This is a genomic window from Deltaproteobacteria bacterium (assembly GCA_020845775.1).
Lineage (GTDB): Bacteria > Bdellovibrionota_C > UBA2361 > SZUA-149 > JADLFC01 > JADLFC01.
In genome coordinates this window covers 13615-31023 of the sequence record JADLFC010000134.1, presented here as the reverse complement: position 1 = coordinate 31023, position 17409 = coordinate 13615, and the positions used below count along the sequence as shown (strand labels likewise).

Sequence of the window (17409 nt, the reverse complement as noted above, 5' to 3'; positions counted from 1 at the left end):
TGGTCGGAAAGCTGCCGTTTTCCGACCAACCATATATTTCCTTCGCCCTGCTCTACTGAACTACGGTAGGCATTGCAAAGTCCGCCTTGCCGTTTACTTCTCTCAAGCGAATGTTTTCTACTAATACCTCTTGGGAGTTTTCTGTTCTAAGCGTCATCACTCCGATAGTATCGGGACTAAGCGTAAACAAAGTGCCGTCTTCGCTTAGCGTCATGGCTATGTTTTCAGATGCTCCAATCGTACTAGTAACAACCATGGACTCACCACCCTGCGGCTTCACGCTAAGTTCATAGTTCACTGGAGTTCCACTGGTGCTCATTATCCTTATTAGGTTTTTAACACCAAGGAAGGTATTATAAGTGCCAACTTGCAAGTCCCTACCAGGCATTCTTGCCGGAGATGCATAAGCAGTCTGTAGCTTATTCTCCGAACAATCGTGGTAATACGCAACACTCTGCGAAATAAGACTACCAGGCTCGCTTGTAGACACCTTCACTGTTCCAACGGTTCCGCTCGCCAACAATCCATGACCACTGAAGTGAAATTGCGTGCGAGGAGTTAGCGTCATTGTCTCAGTTCCCACTACCTCTCCAGCCTCAGACCTAAACTCGACAGTCACCACAATCTCCTTCTCCCTCACGTTCACGACCTCTACCCAATTTGTCTGACTCCAGCAGGCTCCGGTCAAGTTAGAGACAGTGGCATAAACATCGTCTCCACTACCCGAACGGGCATCCAGCGGGAATGCAAAGTTGTAAGTCTCTGGCACCGCTCCTCCAACCGCATTGGAACTATAGCGCGTAACATTTGCAAAATACTGCGTAGCTCCATCATGCGGTTTAAACTGACTGAGATATACTCCCTCACCAAACTCATGCCCAGCCTGCAAATCCCTCTCGCCTAGTGCTGGGACTGTCACGTCTGTCGTTTGCAACAACCTGCCCTCTTGGTCATACAACTCATAAGTAAACGTTCGTGGCACAGTGTCGAGGTTAATAATCTCAGCCCAGTTTGGCACCAGGAAGCCACTGCCTTGAGGGTCAAACGAGTTACCTGTAGCGCTGGTATTTCCACGAGTTGGATTCCTTAGCTCCTTAGCAAAGGCGAAGGAATATGTATCCTTGCCCGGATCTAATCGATAGTTACTCATTCTTCCAGTCAGAGCGACCCCAGGCTCATCGTCGTTAAAGTCAATTCGCACGACTCCGTATGTATCAACTTTTCCAACTCGAGCATGAATATCAAAGTCAATCTCTTCCCCAGCAGGTATACTAATTTCCTCCGAACTAATGACATTGCCCTCAATGTCATAGACCGTTAATGTTCCATCCACTGCCGCCGTCCCACTAGCAATCAACTCAAGGAAGTTCCACTGGTCTAGGAATGTATTGTACTTGGTATAAGCAGGGCTATGTAAGTACAACCTAAAGCTACCTGGATCACAGACTCCTGTTCCATCTAGTATTTCTTGCTCATCAGAAACACCGTCACCATCACAATCGGCCTCGGCAGACAGCGATTTTCTATACCCCGCATCGGTATTGCTAAAATCACTCTCCACAGCTCCCTGCTTGGCCTTTGCCGTATAGTAATAGGTAACTCCAGGAACAGCAGATGTGTCGAGAAACTGAGTAGTAGCGATCTCATCAGCTAGCACCTCCCCAGTATCGCCACTAAACTGAGAACGATACAAGGCGTAGCTATCCGCACCACTCACTTCATCCCACGTCACACTTACATGTTCCTCGCTAGTCCCATCCGACGCAGCAAGGTTCGTAGGAGCAGCTAGGCTAGCAACATCATCGCTTTCATCGTTATCTTGCGCCGAAGAACAGCCAGCATCCTCCAGATCTGTAAATCCGTCGCCATCATTGTCCTTACCGTCCTGACACTGGCTAGTCCCGTCTCCCTCGTTATTATCCTGAGGATCTTCGCAACCAGGATCTTCCGAATCCTTCAGCCCGTCACCATCGTTGTCCTTACCATCCTGACATTGACTCGTGCCATCACCCTCATTGTCGTCCTGAGCGGAAGAGCAACCCGGATCGTTTAGATCCGTTAATCCGTCCCCATCGTTGTCCTTGCCATCTTGACACTGAGTGGTTCCGTCATTTTCATCATTGTCTTGCGGCGAAGAACAACCCGGATCATTCAAGTCAGTTAAGCCGTCACCATCATTGTCCTTACCATCCTGACACTGGCTAGTTCCATCACCCTCATTATTATCCTGAGGATCTTCGCAACCCGGATCGTTTAAGTCAGTTAATCCGTCACCATCATTGTCCTTGCCATCCTGACACTGACTGGTGCCATCGCCCTCATTATCGTCCTGTGGCGACGAGCAACCCGGATCGTCGAGGTCACTTAGTCCATCACCGTCGTTATCTTTACCATCCTGACACTGAGTCGTTCCGCTACCCTCATTGTTGTCTTGAGGCGAAGAACAACCTGGATCGTCCATGTCAACTAATCCGTCACCATCATTATCCTTCCCATCCTGACACTGGCTAGTGCCATCGCCCTCATTATTGTCTTGTTTGGACGAACATCCAGGATCAGTTAAATCCGTCAAACCGTCGCCATCATTGTCTTTGCCATCTTGACATTGGCTAGTTCCATCACCTTCGTTATTATCTTGCTTTGAAGAGCATCCTGGATCAGTTAAGTCTGTCAGTCCGTCACCATCATTGTCTTTGCCATCTTGACATTGACTAGTTCCATCGCCCTCATCGTCGTCCGTAGAAGAGGAACATCCAGGATCGTCGAGATCAGTTAAACCGTCACCGTCGTTATCTTTGCCATCTTGGCATTGAAACACTTTCGCTTGCGCATTGAATTCGCCAGCCACAAAGTCTGCGGCAACCGCGCTTCCAAGGCTCCATTCACTTTGATCGCCATTCGGGCCATAAAAAATTCTTGCCGCATTGCTTCCACTCTTGCCATAAACCGCCACGATGTCATCCACTTCGTCATTATTAAAATTACCAGCTAGTAGTTTTATGTATTTTCTGCTCCCTAAACTCCATGAGGTTTTAAGCTTTCCATCTACTCCACTAACAATGCTAGCAGTATATGTTGGCGTAGTGACGTTAGAATCAGAGGTAATCAGGGCTACGTCTTCTATACCGTCACCAGTAAAATCTCCGGTCCTAACAGCCTGAAGAATTCCCGAGGGTAGAGTAATCAGCCAAATCGTGCCCAAAGGAGAACCATCTCTATATATTCGAGCCATGTATTGGTTGGGTTCGCCAAGACGAGAAACTGCAACAATTTCATCCTTGCCATCGCCATCTACGTCCATTGAAACGAACGCTGCTTCCACTAAGCCAGAAAAAAACCAATCGTTGGAATTTTGAGTCTGCAGCACGCCAGCTGGACCCCAAGTAATTTTTGCCTTAACGTCGAGTCCCTTTCCGCCTTCAACTGGATAAAACGCAGCTATATCCGCATTCCCATCGCCGTTATAGTCGCCAGGAAGAAAATAAAACGTCTTCTGACTAGTTCCACTGCGCAGCGCATTGGTCCAAGTCGTCCCTGACACATTACCGGGGCCAGGCGTAGTTCGCACTTTTGGCGTATCGTTTTGATCAAAGCAAATAGTCGCAATATCGTCATGAAGGTCGTTATTAAAATTAGCCGCAAGAAAGACTTCGTTACCAGTCCCACTGCCTATTTTCTTGTCCCAAGTAGAACGGTTCGTCCCGTTGGCATATGTTACATACGACTCAACGCCAGAAGATTTGAGTAAAATTGAGGCTACGTCATCTCCATTGTCATCGTATGACAATTGAGCACTACTTACAGCGGGGATACTGACTGCAACTAGCATTAGCAACCAGCAGGATATTACTCTACATCGATCAAGTATCATGATGTTATACAACCTCTATTAACTTTAGACTTCCGCGACTAATTCTCTCGTTTTTAACAGAGCGGGCAATGCCGCTTGACTGCACGCATAACACGTAGAGTTATGTCGCAGTGCGTTCCTTATGTTGCACAATTACGGAAAAATCTTTTTTCCCTTTGTGCCAATTGGGCCTAGAGAAAGGGTGTCTGGAAAATATTTCGCTACAGCCTATTGCCGCCGGTATCAAAAGCAGATTCGTAATAATATTCGATGGTTACACTTTGCATGCCAGCATCTCAATTCAAGCTGCCTATCTCGAAAATTCTGTTTCTAAATAGATGTTTTAAAACTTGACAGAAGAGTCGAAATTATAACAGAATCGGCTCCCAATCATGACTACTTCCCCGGTAGCTCAGTTGGTAGAGCAGGTGGCTGTTAACCACCGTGTCGGCGGTTCGAGCCCGTCCCGGGGAGCCAGTTATTTGGCGTGTTTTCAAATGTGCCGATTTTTATTTTAAGGCACAGAAAAAATCTTAGATTTCTATATCTTAAGCGATGTTCCAATCATGTTCCGAAAATCGCCCGCCTGATTTTCGGAGTATCGTCTTTAGCCTTTAAAGATGCGTTTGAGAACTACTCAACAAATCTCAGTTCTCAATAATAACCTCAACTCGGCGATTTCTAGCGCGGCCGTCGTCGGTGTTGTTTGTAGCTATTGGCGAGCCTTCCCCAAAGCCCTTCACTCTCATTTGCCCTGAGGGAATGCCGTTACGGGCTAGTTCGCTTGCGACACTGCGAGCGCGGCGAAGCGATAGATCGTGATTATAAGTAACTGTACCTATGGAATCCGTGTGGCCCTCTACGGCAATTTGGCGATCCCGCACGTCCCTTAAGACAGTGGCTATCTCGCCAATCGTTCGCCCTGCATAAGACGTGAGACTATGCCTATCAAACTCAAACAAAACATCGGGGAGATTTATGACCACCCCTCGGCGCGAACCTCTGACATCCGCACCGCGACGACGCAATTCTTCGATTAGTCGCCTGTTCTCCTCTATTATCGCCTGTTGGGAAGCCAACCTATCTCTCTTAAGGGCATTCTCCTGGTCAACGGCATCTAACTTATTTCCAGTTGCAGCGCCAGCTAGCGCTCCAGTTGCAGCGCCAATAGCAATACCTGGCCCAATATCACCAGTCGCGCTTCCTATAATAGCGCCCATACCTGCTCCTAAAGCCGTCCCCGCAGCAGTTCCAATAGCTGTCTTTCTTCCGGCCGGCGCACAGGCTGCTACACTCGCCAACACCAACAACAATGCCACTTTGTAAAATTTTCCTTTCATCACACTACTCCAATGAACTTAGCTGCTTCTTAGCTTCTGCGTTACCCGGCTCAATCTCTAGCACTTGACGAAACTCATATTCGGCATCCTCAACTCGTCCTATATTGAGGTACACCTTCGCTATCTCCATGTGATAACCTATCTGCTTTGGACATAGTCTAATGGCGCGCCGCAAATAGAACAACTTATCCGCATCCGAATCAGTGGAACTAGCACGATCGGCCTCGGCTTTTGCAGACTTGCAATCGCTATCATTCGGCGCAAACGACCCCGACGGAGAATCCAATACCATGCTGTCAGCTTTACTAGCCTCCTCCTGCTCGATATTCTTCCGCGCGGGTGGTAGGTCTTCCGTCAAACTATCGAGCAACCTAGCTCTCTCTTTAGAACCAGCAGAATCCGCCGAAGTTTTACTTGCTCGACCATGACTGATTGGCTCCCTTGAATCCTCAACCGTCATCTTTGAAACTCGCGCAGCTGGCAACTTCATTTCTGGCACTCTGCTATTCACCTCGTAGTCAACGCCACTCCCTAAATCTACTTCATCAGGTGCAACTTGCTTAGAACTAGGCAAATCGGCGCCGGGCGCATCCGATCGAGAGAGAGACCAGGCCTTGCGGCCCGTTCGTTGCGGCCCCACGCCATCGCTTGAGCCTCGCTTCAACTCCTCTATTTCTCGCTGCTGTTGATGAATGCTCTCCTCTTGTCTCCTCAAAACTTCGTCCTGCTCTAACAAGGCTCGCTCGTGATTTTCAAATCCTCTACCGATTAAACCACCCGTAGTTGCACCAGCTAAACTACCAACCAAAAAACCTTCTCCAGCATTTCCCGTAGCCGATCCAACCAACAATCCAAGCCCGGCTCCAACTACCGCCCCACCAACAGCACCCACTCCAGTTGTAGTGAGATTGGTTTCCGGCAACTGAGGCATTTGTAACTCATCCATATTAAACGTAGCACATCCAACGCTGCCGATTAATATTAATAACGACACTCCGCAACACAATGCCTGCCTGACTCTCAGACGCGCATTGCTGCTATAACAATTACTCTCTCTCGTAATAAACACGTACGATACTCCCGATACGACTCGCCAACTCCTCAACCGACAACCTGGGCACAAAGACGAAAAGCTGGCTCGAACCTAATTACACTATGACTACTTACTAATAACGGCGATATTGATCGTCGTAGCGTTGCTGACGCTTTAACTCCTCGATCTCCCTTCGCTGACGCTCGATTTCCTCCTGCTGACGCCTTTGAAGCTCATCTGTCTCTTCTCTCTGAACATCAACTTGATCCATACCCTCACCAACAACCGCGCCCCCTAGCGCACCAATGCCCGTTCCTATCGCTAAACCCTCTGCGGTATGCCCAGTGGCGCTTCCTATAATGGCACCTAAACCAGCTCCCAAAGCTCCTCCACCCAGTGCGCCTTTTGACGCATAGCTAGGCCTCGCACAAGCAGAAGCAAGAATTAACAAAGAGAATACAATAAACAACTTAAACATTTTCATAACAAACCTCCTATGAGAATCATCAACACTTTAAATCTACTACAATATAGGCTTTTGACCAGTGCATTTCATAAAAAAGCTATAAATTAATGCTTTATTCTTGGCAAGCACATCCATATTTGGAAGACTTCGCTTGTTGGCAATGCGAATTCGACAAGAATAGCCGAGCCACCACTATGCAAACCCCTACAGATATTACACTATCCGCCACATTAAACGCCGGCCAGTGGTATTCACCCCAATAAAAGTCCAAGAAATCCACTACGGCATCGTACCGCATGCGATCTATTAAATTGCCAATAGCCGCTCCAAAAATAGCCGAAAGTACAGCTAAAGAAAATGAGTCATTTTTAAGATCTCTAAAGGCCAATACGCCTATAACTATCAAAGCCAGGATAGTAGACGTTGCGAGAGCCAAATGCCGCACACCATCCGTTAGCCCCTGAAACAAGCCAAACGCGGCCCCTGGGTTATAAACCAGTGTTAAATTAAAAAAGCCAGGAAACACCTCTATAGAATTGCCTAAGCTTAAATACTTGACCGCAGCAATCTTACTAAGCTGGTCAGAGATAACCACAACACAAAACACCAAAACCCTAAAAGCTATTGCTCTCGTCAAAATCTATGCGCTCCATAACTTTACGACTGCAAAGGATTAAGAGAAATGATTATAGCCTTGCCCGCAATTTCCTGCGCCACAGCAAGCGATGTCCCAGCTCCGTCCCTTGCTAACTCCCCCTCCTCCCTAACCTCACTCATATCCACTGCCAAAACTTCATGCATGATATAATCTCTATGCTCTTCCAAAGCCAAAGCAATCTGAGGACAAGCTGTCATGTACTTTATAACAACCCTATCTTGAACATTTAAATCCCTATCCTTCCGAATCTTCTGAACTCTGTTAACAAATTCTCTTGCCATCCCCTCAAGCTTTAAATCCCTTGATATATTAGTGTCTAACACAATAGTTACGCGCCCAGACGAAGCAGAAGCTTCTATCCCCGGTTTAGTAGCGCGCTTCACAATCAAATCATCTTCCCTAATAGCCACGCCTAAGAATTCGATTCCCTTCCCAGTCTCCAACGCTCGGATTTCGTCCGTGCTTAATGACTCTATCTTATTCCTCAACTCGCGCATACCGCCAGATCCAAGGCGCGGTCCCAAAACACTGCCTAGCTCCTTAGTGTTGAGTTGCGCAGTTAAAGAAACAAACTTGTCCTCATCCGCAGTGTAGATTACATTCTTAACATTAAGCTCTTCTTTTACATACACATCGAGCATTTTTAAGCCTTCTAGCACCTCGTCACTAGCATGAACGATAGTTAAATTGGCAAGAGGTTGGCGAACCTTTAACTCGTGTTTATTGCGCAAGCTGCGCCCAAGAATAATCACCTCCTCAAACAACTCCATCGAACGTTCGAGCGACTTGTTTATTTGCGCACCACCCAGTTCATCAATCGTTGGGAACGGCATTAGATGGACGCTATCTCGCCAATGCCCTTTCGCGTCCTCGGTTAAATTTAAGAAAATCTCCTCCGTAATAAAAGGAGCTAGCGGTGCTAAAACGCGAACAAAAGCCATCATTGCCCTATGCAGAGTAGCATAGGCATGCGCCTTATCCTGCAATTCGGCGTCGGTATCCCCCGCCCAAAAACGCCGGCGATTTAGGCGAATGTACCAGTTAGTGAGTTGCTCTACAAAATCGAGAATGGGCTGAGTCGCCGCATATAAGCGATAAGAACTTAAGGCTGCATCCACCCCTTGAATTAAAGACGCAACCCGAGAAAGTATCCACTGATCCAGAAGATTTTCGGACTGTTCGACGGGTATTCTTTCTGGCGTCCAGTTATCAACTCGCGCATAGGTCACAAAAAAGTTATACGCATTCCACAGTGGCAAAATGGTTTGCCTTACAACTTGCTTAACGTGCGCTTTGCTAAACCGCAAATCTTCCGCTCGCGTTGCCGCCGAGGACAGCAAGTAGAGCCTCATTGCATCAGCACCAAACTCCTCCATAACTTCATCTGGTGGCGGGTAGTTCTTTAAAGACTTCGACATCTTCTTGCCATCTTCCGCCAACACTATCCCGTTTACAACTACGTTCTTAAACGCCGGCCGGCCGAGCAATGCCGTCGATAACACGAGCAACGTATAAAACCATCCCCTTGTTTGGTCTAAACCTTCGGCGATAAAGTCAGCAGGAAAATTTTGTTCAAATGTCTCTCTCTCCTCAAAGGGATAATGCGCCTGCGCATAGGGCATAGAACCGCTCTCAAACCAGCAGTCTAACACAGCTGAAACGCGAGTTAGCTTACCACCGCACTTCTTGCAACTTAACGCGAGCTTGTCGATAAAGTGACTATGTAAATCTTCTACCCTTTCGCCGCTTAGCTCCTCTAACTCAGCGACCGAACCTAAGCATACTACTTCCCTACACGTTTCGCAGCGCCAAATAGGGATAGGCGTCCCCCAAAAACGATTGCGGGATATAGCCCAATCGCGGGCTCCCTCTAACCATTTTCCAAATCGACCGTTCTTAATGTGTTCTGGTACCCAATTGATAATGGCATTCATCTGCAGAAGCTCGTCTCGAATCGCTTCTACTTTGACAAACCAACTAGCTACCGTCTTGTAGATAAGCGGAGTATCAGTGCGCCAACAGTAGGGATAGGAGTGCTCTATGGTCTTGTGCGATACCAATAAGCCGTTCTTCTTAAGAAGTGCGATAATGCTAGGATCCGCTTGTTTAACATTCATGCCAGCAAAATCCGTAACCACAGGCATGAAATTTCCATCCTCGTCCACAGGATCAACGATGTTAATCCCCTTCTCCTGAAAGAGTTGAACATCTTCTTCCCCAAACGACGCGCAATGAACTATACCAGTTCCCTCATCGGCCGTTACAAAACTTCCAGCATAAACCTTAAAAGCATTATTCTCGCGCTCCGAAAGGAAATACGGGAAAAACGGCTCATAATTTAAACCTACGAGTTTGCTACCGAGAACCTCACCTGCCAAGTAATGGGTTCTTTCACCTGCGCTATCTCCTGTCGGAAAAAACTCTTCTACGACCTGCGAAGCCAGAACAACGATTTCCTTCTTAACTTCGTCAACGACTAAGGAGTAAGCAATATCCTCGCCCACGGCCAATGCCATATTGCTAGGCAAAGTCCACGGAGTAGTAGTCCATACATAGGCGACAAACTTGTAATTCGGCAAATCAGATCGCCCTAAATATTTAGCAACATCCCCAATAAAAATCGCTCGAACCGTAACGGCCGGATCTTGAACGGTCTTATAGTTTAAATTGGCCTCAAAATTACTAAGTGGCGTATTGATCGCCCATGAATAGGGAACTGTTTTTTGTCCTTCGTAAATCAATCCCCTGTCCCAAAGACTTTTTAGCACATGCCAAACCGACTCCATGAAATCTCTATCCATGGTGCGATATTGGCGCGAAAAATCCACCCATCGACCAGCTTTTTCGACAAACTTCTCCCATTCCTTCGTATAGCGCAGTACTATCTTGCGACATTCCTCATTAAACTTCGCAACACCAAATTCGCGGATAGCCTTGGCACCGTGTAAGTCAAACTCCTTCTGGATCTCAAATTCCACCGGAAGGCCGTGGCAATCCCATCCAAAGCGACGATCGACGTGAAAACCTTTCATCGTAAAAAAGCGCCCAACCACGTCTTTAATAGTTCCAGCAAGCAAATGTCCGTAATGTGGAAGTCCAGTAGCAAACGGAGGGCCGTCGTAAAAAACATAAGACTTTCGCCGCTCCGAGCTACCCTCATCCTGCTCTAAGCGAACAGGCAAAAAAGCATCCATGGAACGCTGAAAAACGTCTCGCTCACGCCAAAACTGTAGTATATTGGACTCTAATTCTGAAAATATAACGTCAGCTTTTACCGCCTTCATCAAATTGCATCCCTGCAAAGGTTAGTTTCAAGCCCCCACTGAGGGCTCTTAGAAAGTGATTTAATATCGAGAATTGATAGGTTACCTGTTTTTTGCCCTGCCCACAAGATAGATGACTGATTTGCCATACTCAACTTGCTAAACAAGGCAGAAAAAAGTTCTGTCTCCGCTACGTTCTGGGAAGTGCTCTCAGTTACACACCAAAATTTTAGCTTTGGTTCCCTGCCCGTACTAATGAGCAGCAACTTACCCTCGCCCGAGGAAATGGGCTTATCGGTTTTGGCCTTTAGATTTTTTCCAGAAATGCTAGATACCATAGCATTGCTTGCTGCAATTCTTTCTATGAGTTTAAGCCCACGCACTTTTATTTTATACACGCCGCCCTCACTAGTAGCGGCAAAGAGATAAGCCCCTCGATCGTCCAGCCAAATATCCTCCAAACTAAAAGATTTAGTTGGTGGCATCGACGCAAAAACAAGCGGCATCTGTAGCTGAATTAGCTGTTGAAGCTTAAATGCCTTTTTTTCGTACCCAACGCGCGTCGCATCAACTTCAGCCATTACGTCTCTTAGCCGCATCTCCCTTTCGGTGCGAAGAAGCCTCCAAAAATATATCATTCCTCCGCTATGAGCAGAAAAAAATGCTCTCCCTGAGGGGTGAAAGACGATATTTGCAATTGCTGATTTTGCTCCTGGATAGGTCTCAATTGCTTCCTTACTATCCTCACCTGCCGCCTTGCCAGTCTTTACATTCCAAACATAGGTGCCACCGTCTGATGTGCCAATCGCCACTAACTCACCACGAGGATCCCAACTAAGAGTTGTTATTCTGCCATGCACTTGACTAAGGTGACTGGTTATGCGCCGCGATGGCAAATCAAATATCACCACTAAAGAATGTTCGGCCACTGCCAAGCTTCGTCCATCGGAAGACAAGCTCAAGGCAGATATAGCCTTCTGACTCCTTAGTAACTCCGTCTTATCTATTGCCCAAGCCGCGCCAGAAAGACATTCCTTTCTAGCCTCACAGAGGGACGTAGTTACTATTGAACTAAATATTACCTTGCCATCCGCTCCACCGGAGTACGCACCACTTCCATCCAAAGCGATGCTAAGTGCGTTGACCTTAGCATCATGGGCTTTAAACATGTATACGTCTGGCACCAAAGAATTGCTGCTAAGCAATTCTTTCACCCTCAATGGAACCGCATTCTCTATCGCTCGTATGCCATCGCTCCTATCGGACGAATATTGGTCGTCACGACCTGCGCCAGTTCCTAAGGCACATGCTTCAAAACAAAGCATAATCAATATGTAGATAATTGCCTTCATCGATTACTTAATGTATTGAGTATCTTCTCCAAATATACACCGAGCGGAAGAGTTATGGTTGATTCCACCAATCGGTATAGATAGCTAATTCACGAACAAAAAATGCCTAACTTTAACAAATGATTTCCTCTAAACAAACACCTGATTCTTCCTCGCTCCTCGAGCCATGCCAAAACGAAACTAACGACGATGAAAGCGACGCCTCGATTCCCGAGGACTTTACAGAACTAATACCGTCGGCGAGACTTAAGGATGCGCTCGCGCGGCTTGGCATAAGCGTTCCAATGCCCGTTCAAGCTAAATCACTTAGACCAGCAATAGCAGGAAGAGATCTAGTAATCCAGGCCCAGACTGGCAGCGGAAAGACGCTAGCCTACGTTCTTCCATTGTTAATAAAACTTGAGGCAGATAACAGCCGCAGCACTGTAGCACAGGTGACGGGTGCGCATACTATGGGTTTGATATTGGCTCCGACGCGAGAATTGGCCCTTCAAGTGACTATGGTCATAACGTCGCTGGACGAAGCGCTTTCTCCGGTTTGCCTAATTGGCGGAGCCGACTCAGCGGCACAGGCAAATGCTTTAAAAAAAGACAAGCGCATAGTCGTTGGGACTCCTGGACGCGTTCTCGATTTTCTAAACCAAAGAATCCTAAACATTAGAAAGTGCCACTATGTAGTACTGGATGAAGCCGACGAGATGCTCTCTATGGGCTTTTTAGAAGACGTGCGCGCAATTCTATCGCGCCTACCAGACAAGCGCCAAGGTTTGTTCCTGAGCGCTACCATTACTAATCGAGTGGACATGCTGACGAGTAGCTTTTTAAGCAACCCGGTTAATATCTGCATAAAGCCAGACAACAGCAAGGCTCAGTCGATTGAACATCTGTACTACGAAGTTGCCTCAGATATTACCGCTAAACCCAAGGCGCTTTGCGATTTAATTGAGACATTGCGGCCAAATTCAGCTATTATTTTTTGTAACACCAAATCCGATACTCGCTTAGTCGAGGTTCATCTTCGCCGCCATGGGTTCGACGCTCGGCGCATAAATTCGGAGCTAAGCCAGTCGCAACGAAACGCGGTAATGAACAAGCTTAGAGCCAAGGATCTTCGCTTACTAGTAGCCACAGACATTGCGGCACGCGGCTTAGATATTAGCCAAATTGACCTTGTAGTGAACTATTCCATACCAGAACAACCAGAGGTATACATTCACAGAACCGGTCGCACCGGAAGAGCTGGCAGAAAAGGTGTTGCTATCAGTTTAGTTAGCCCACGCGACTTTGTTCCATTCCATCAGCTAAAAAAGCAAACCGATATTCGCCCCTCGCTTACGCCTCTTCCTAGCGACGAACAGGTTTGTGGAGCACGATTAGCCCACATCTATGAAATTTTGCGCCAAAGTGAAATTGAACTAAAAAAGCGCGACATTATAACCGCTCAGAAGCTTTTGAAGGAATCGGGCTTAATCGAGGAGCCGTCCACAGAACTCGAAATATTGCTGGCAAAACTCTGCCGATTTTGCTTTGAACATCACATTGCCGAGGAGGCAAAGAGTTTAGACGAAGAGCAACAGGCAGCAAGTGACGAAACCGCCAAGCAGCACAAGAAAACGCGAGAAAGCGACTTTTTCGGAGACGACGCCCAGCAAAAAAGAGAGAAGCACAAGAAAGGCAAATCGCGCGAGCGTCATGAAAAGCGCCACGAGGATAAGACAAATCGGCAAACTACAAATGGCGATCGCTACAAGGAACTCAAATCCGAAAAACAGATTAAATCGACTGAAAAACATTATAGCGATGCCCCCGAAGATATTTGCAGGCTATACATAGGCCAAGGTTTAGAGCACGGATTATCGCCAGATGCCTTTGCCGACCTAGCGAAAAATCGCGCTGGCATTAAGGAAAATGACCTGCGAAATCTCTGCATTCGCAAAGCCTATGGTTTTGTCGATGTGCCAGCTCATATATCGAGTGATTTTGTCGCCAGCCTTAACGGAGCGGATTTTGGCAACTTTTCACTGCTAGTCGAACTAGCTTCCGCAACTCACCACCACCATAATCACCACCGTCGCGAACGCCAACGCCATCGCCAAAAATCACCTAAGCGCCCTCGCCAACATAAGGAGATGGAATGACATGTATATATTGACAGGCGGTGCTGGTTTCATAGGAAGCGTAACGCTAAAGACACTTAACGAAAACGGCATTACCGACATTTTGCTCGTCGACAACCTGCGAGACTCTGCCAAATGGAAGAACTTGGTAGGCAAGTCTTTTGCCGATTACATCGATAAGAACTCTTTTCTCAAACTCATCGACGAAAACAAACTTCTTCCGTCCGTTAAAGCCATCATTCATCTTGGTGCTTGCACGTCGACAGTGGAACGCAACGCCGAATACATGATGCAAAACAATTATCAATATAGCAAACGCCTCTGCCGATTTGCGCTAGACAACGACATTCGCTTTATCTATGCCTCGAGTGCCGCGACTTATGGCAATGGCCATAAGGGATTTTCTGACGAACATTCTAACTTACAGAACCTAGCTCCCTTAAATATCTATGCGTATTCTAAACATGCTTTTGACCTTTGGTTACTACAAAATAATCTCCTAGATAAGGTTAGTGGGATTAAGTTTTTTAACGTGTTTGGCCCAAATGAGTATCACAAGGGTGAAATGACAAGTGTGATATTTAAGTCTTACCAACAGATACTTGAGACTGGCGCCGTAAAACTCTTTAAGTCCCATAAACCGGATTACCGAGATGGCGAGCAAAAGCGCGATTTTATTTACGTTAAGGACTGTGCCAAGGTAATTTTTTGGCTCTTAGAAAACCAGTCCGTCACGGGCATTTTTAATTTAGGCACGGGAACAGCGAGAACGTGGAACGATTTAGTTGGCGCTGTCTTTTCAGCTCTAAACAGGCCTCCTGAAGTAAACTACATCGACATGCCAATTAATGTGCAAAAACACTACCAGTATTTTACAGAAGCAGACATGAAGAAGTTAACGCTCCACGGCTTACCGATTAAATTCACTCCTCTCGAGAATGCAATCAGCGATTACGTAGCGTATCTAGCATCTTCAGCAGAAGATACTCATCGCCACGTATAGCTACGTGCTATCTAGCAATCACCAATCGAGGACATAGCCAAGAATCAGGGGAACTACTATTGTGGCGTCCGATTCAATGGTAAACTTTGGCGTTTCGACATCGAGCTTTAGCCAAGTAATCTTTTCGTTGGGAGACGCGCCGCTATAGCTACCATAGGAAGTCGTGCTATCGGAAATCTGGCAAAAATATCCCCAGTATCTAGCGTCCTCCGCTAAATCCTCAATAATTAACGGGACTACGCAGATTGCAAAGTCACCTGCTATTCCACCGCCGATCTGAAAAAAACCAATAGATGTATCGCAGCTATTTTCTTTGTACCACTTCACCAAATGGCTCATCTGGTCCAAGCCGGATTTCACAACAGAGGTAGACGATATATTGCCCTTTAAGACGTCCGCAACCAAATAATTGCCCAGCGTGCAATCCTCCCAACCGGGCGTAAAGATGGGTATTTTTTTCTCGCAAGCCGCCACTACCCATGAATCCTTTGGATCTATTTTGTACTGTTTGCGCAAAACGCCGCTATCTATAAGTTGGTAAAAATATTCGTATGGGAAATAGCTCTCGCCCTTTTTATCCGCAGCTTTCCATAACGGTTGCACAGCTAGTGCGACTTCCGACATTGTTTCACCTGGAATTGTTATATCGGTAACTCGACGACGACGCTGATCCCTCAGCTGAGCCTCCGCTTCCGGAGTAAGCTCTTTGTAATTTGCTTGAGATTCATAGCCATCATGTCCAATAAGGTTATAAATGTCCTCCTCGAGATTGGCTCCAGTGCAAGAGATAGCAGAGATCTTACCCCTTCTTATTGCCTCTGCTAACGAGACTCCTAGCTCGCCAGTACTCATAGCTCCAGCCATGGCGAGAAACATCTTTCCGCCACTGTCCAAATGCTCGACGTACGCTTTTGCGGCATCGCGAACTACCGCAGCATTAAAATGTCGGTAGTGAATGTTTACAAAATCTCTTATTTTCATTTGGCCCATTACTCCTCAATTCAACTGATAACTCTGCTCGATATGCAATTATTTAGCCCAAGCGTCGCAATAATGCGCGACTATTTTCCAAAGTCGTAACATCGACATCGCCCGACGTTTCACTAAAATCCATCAAGGAACAATCCGCCGGAAGCTCATCCCATTCCTTTCCCCATGCCCGACTTAGTGCACAATATGCGCTTTGTCTAGTCCAGGGCGATAACTTCTCATTGGTAAACGCATTCATTAATAAGTCAAAAAGACCAGATATTCTAGCCTTCTCTCTCTTTAGATCAGCATTTCTAGAAAAGTCGACATTCCCATTTGAAAAATCCGCACAACTTCTAAGATACTCTCCAATTATTTTAAAAGCCATTTGGCGAACATCGTCTTCGCGATCCCAAGCCACTCCCAGTGCATAGTTTAACACACTTTGAAGATGCGTTTCTGTCTCCCCCCATTGCAGGCACAATATATCTAACACTAGTGCCGCCGTGAGTGGATCCTTAACGGCTAAAAAACGCTCGAACAAGGCTCTAAACTGCCTTGCGCCCGCTTTTCCCAGAACCAGTATGCACGAGTAAGCATCATCTATATTGGCTTCCTTCTCGGTCGACTGACCGAGAAAGGATTCCAAGACATTAGCTGCCATAGCAAGTTCATTACTAGATAGGGATTTTCCGGAGCTAATTTTTAAAAGCAGCTTCTCTGGATCCATGTTAGCGTGTAAAGAACATTATACAGTTATGAAACGCTCAGCAGTGCAAGACGTTAAGCGCGTCTGTAATTTTTAAAAATCGCTCAGAACAAGTAACAAATATAGTCATTTACTAGGAAACTTCAAGACCCCATCAATAGAAATTTTCTCTAACATATTTACACCTATTTTTATGTCTATTTACAGAAAATTTTTGCGAGCAAAAATTCACAATGCCACTGTGACTCATGCCGATCTTCATTACGAGGGCAGTGTTACCATTCCAAAAGAGCTAATGATCTTAGCCGACATAAAGCAATATGAAGCCGTGCAAATCTGGAACACTACTCGTGGTAGCCGGTTGGAGACTTACGCAATAAGTGCTGAAAATCAGGACTCCTCGATATGCATTAATGGTGCCGCTGCCCATTTAGTCCATCCCGGCGACAAGATAATAATAGCCGCTTTCGTCGAAATCGACGAGGACACAATGAAGAGTTTTAAACCACGGATCGTTTTTGTCGATAAAAACAATAAGCCAACGGAAATCGACTGCGAAATTCCGGGACCGCATACACGTCCTCGGTAGTGCGGCAAGTGGTGAATAACGTGAGCTACTCATGTCCGCTAGTTCAGGTAAAGGTTGCGA

General features: G+C 46.5%; 12 protein-coding genes and 1 tRNA gene. 4 read left to right on the top strand and 9 right to left on the bottom strand.

Annotated elements, in window-relative coordinates; genetic code table 11:
* Window positions 1-52 precede the first annotated feature (52 nt).
* Entirely contained in the window at window positions 53-3871 is a 3819-nt protein-coding gene (locus IT291_09310; GenBank protein MCC6221422.1) for a hypothetical protein, read from the bottom strand.
* Window positions 3872-4251: 380 nt separating this feature from the next.
* Here IT291_09310 and IT291_09305 point away from each other — a divergent pair.
* Window positions 4252-4327, top strand: a tRNA-Asn gene (locus tag IT291_09305).
* 170 nt (window positions 4328-4497) lie between these two features.
* Here the strand turns inward: IT291_09305 and IT291_09300 are convergent.
* The 6 genes from IT291_09300 to IT291_09275 form a co-directional block, all read right to left on the bottom strand.
* The gene (locus tag IT291_09300) at window positions 4498-5190 is read right to left on the bottom strand and encodes an OmpA family protein (GenBank protein MCC6221421.1); all 693 of its coding nucleotides are present in this window, start codon (window positions 5188-5190) and stop codon (window positions 4498-4500) included.
* 4 nt (window positions 5191-5194) lie between these two features.
* A complete protein-coding gene (locus tag IT291_09295) occupies window positions 5195-6259 on the bottom strand; it encodes a hypothetical protein (protein ID MCC6221420.1) in 1065 nt (354 codons plus the stop codon).
* Between the two features lie 97 nt (window positions 6260-6356).
* The gene (locus IT291_09290) at window positions 6357-6707 is read right to left on the bottom strand and encodes a hypothetical protein (protein ID MCC6221419.1); all 351 of its coding nucleotides are present in this window, start codon (window positions 6705-6707) and stop codon (window positions 6357-6359) included.
* Window positions 6708-6801: 94 nt separating this feature from the next.
* Window positions 6802-7326: a signal peptidase II gene (gene lspA, locus IT291_09285; GenBank protein ID MCC6221418.1), complete on the bottom strand. Its 525-nt coding sequence runs from the start codon at window positions 7324-7326 to the stop codon at window positions 6802-6804.
* Window positions 7327-7346: 20 nt separating this feature from the next.
* Complete coding sequence (locus IT291_09280; protein ID MCC6221417.1) at window positions 7347-10631, bottom strand: isoleucine--tRNA ligase; 3285 nt, start codon at window positions 10629-10631, stop codon at window positions 7347-7349.
* Window positions 10631-11962: a hypothetical protein gene (locus IT291_09275; protein MCC6221416.1), complete on the bottom strand. Its 1332-nt coding sequence runs from the start codon at window positions 11960-11962 to the stop codon at window positions 10631-10633. The genes IT291_09280 and IT291_09275 overlap by 1 nt, the downstream gene beginning before the upstream one ends.
* Window positions 11963-12081: 119 nt before the next feature.
* On the opposite strand from IT291_09275, the gene IT291_09270 reads away from it, so the two are divergent.
* Window positions 12082-14100: a DEAD/DEAH box helicase gene (locus IT291_09270; protein ID MCC6221415.1), complete on the top strand. Its 2019-nt coding sequence runs from the start codon at window positions 12082-12084 to the stop codon at window positions 14098-14100.
* 1 nt (window position 14101) lies between these two features.
* Complete coding sequence (gene rfaD, locus IT291_09265) at window positions 14102-15082, top strand: ADP-glyceromanno-heptose 6-epimerase (protein MCC6221414.1); 981 nt, start codon at window positions 14102-14104, stop codon at window positions 15080-15082.
* An 18-nt stretch (window positions 15083-15100) separates the two neighbouring features.
* On the opposite strand, the gene IT291_09260 is transcribed toward rfaD, so the two are convergent.
* On the bottom strand, window positions 15101-16072 hold the full coding sequence (locus IT291_09260; GenBank protein ID MCC6221413.1) for a deoxyhypusine synthase family protein: 972 nt from the start codon (window positions 16070-16072) through the stop codon (window positions 15101-15103).
* A gap of 43 nt (window positions 16073-16115) precedes the next feature.
* Window positions 16116-16781, bottom strand: a complete 666-nt coding sequence (locus IT291_09255) for a hypothetical protein (GenBank protein ID MCC6221412.1) — start codon at window positions 16779-16781, stop codon at window positions 16116-16118.
* 178 nt (window positions 16782-16959) lie between these two features.
* Between IT291_09255 and IT291_09250 the strand changes: the two genes are divergently transcribed.
* The gene (locus tag IT291_09250) at window positions 16960-17349 is read left to right on the top strand and encodes an aspartate 1-decarboxylase (GenBank protein ID MCC6221411.1); all 390 of its coding nucleotides are present in this window, start codon (window positions 16960-16962) and stop codon (window positions 17347-17349) included.
* Window positions 17350-17409 lie beyond the last annotated feature (60 nt).

Excerpts from the sequence above, each read along its gene's own strand:
- IT291_09260 (MCC6221413.1), bottom strand. The coding sequence starts at position 16,072 with ATGGGCCAAATGAAAATAAGAGATTTTGTAAACATTCACTACCGACAT.
- IT291_09310 (MCC6221422.1), bottom strand. The coding sequence starts at position 3,871 with ATGATACTTGATCGATGTAGAGTAATATCCTGCTGGTTGCTAATGCTA.
- IT291_09300 (MCC6221421.1), bottom strand. The coding sequence starts at position 5,190 with ATGAAAGGAAAATTTTACAAAGTGGCATTGTTGTTGGTGTTGGCGAGT.
- IT291_09280 (MCC6221417.1), bottom strand. The coding sequence starts at position 10,631 with ATGAAGGCGGTAAAAGCTGACGTTATATTTTCAGAATTAGAGTCCAAT.
- IT291_09255 (MCC6221412.1), bottom strand. The coding sequence starts at position 16,781 with ATGGATCCAGAGAAGCTGCTTTTAAAAATTAGCTCCGGAAAATCCCTA.
- rfaD (MCC6221414.1), top strand. The coding sequence starts at position 14,102 with ATGTATATATTGACAGGCGGTGCTGGTTTCATAGGAAGCGTAACGCTA.
- IT291_09275 (MCC6221416.1), bottom strand. The coding sequence starts at position 11,962 with ATGAAGGCAATTATCTACATATTGATTATGCTTTGTTTTGAAGCATGT.
- IT291_09290 (MCC6221419.1), bottom strand. The coding sequence starts at position 6,707 with ATGAAAATGTTTAAGTTGTTTATTGTATTCTCTTTGTTAATTCTTGCT.
- IT291_09270 (MCC6221415.1), top strand. The coding sequence starts at position 12,082 with ATGATTTCCTCTAAACAAACACCTGATTCTTCCTCGCTCCTCGAGCCA.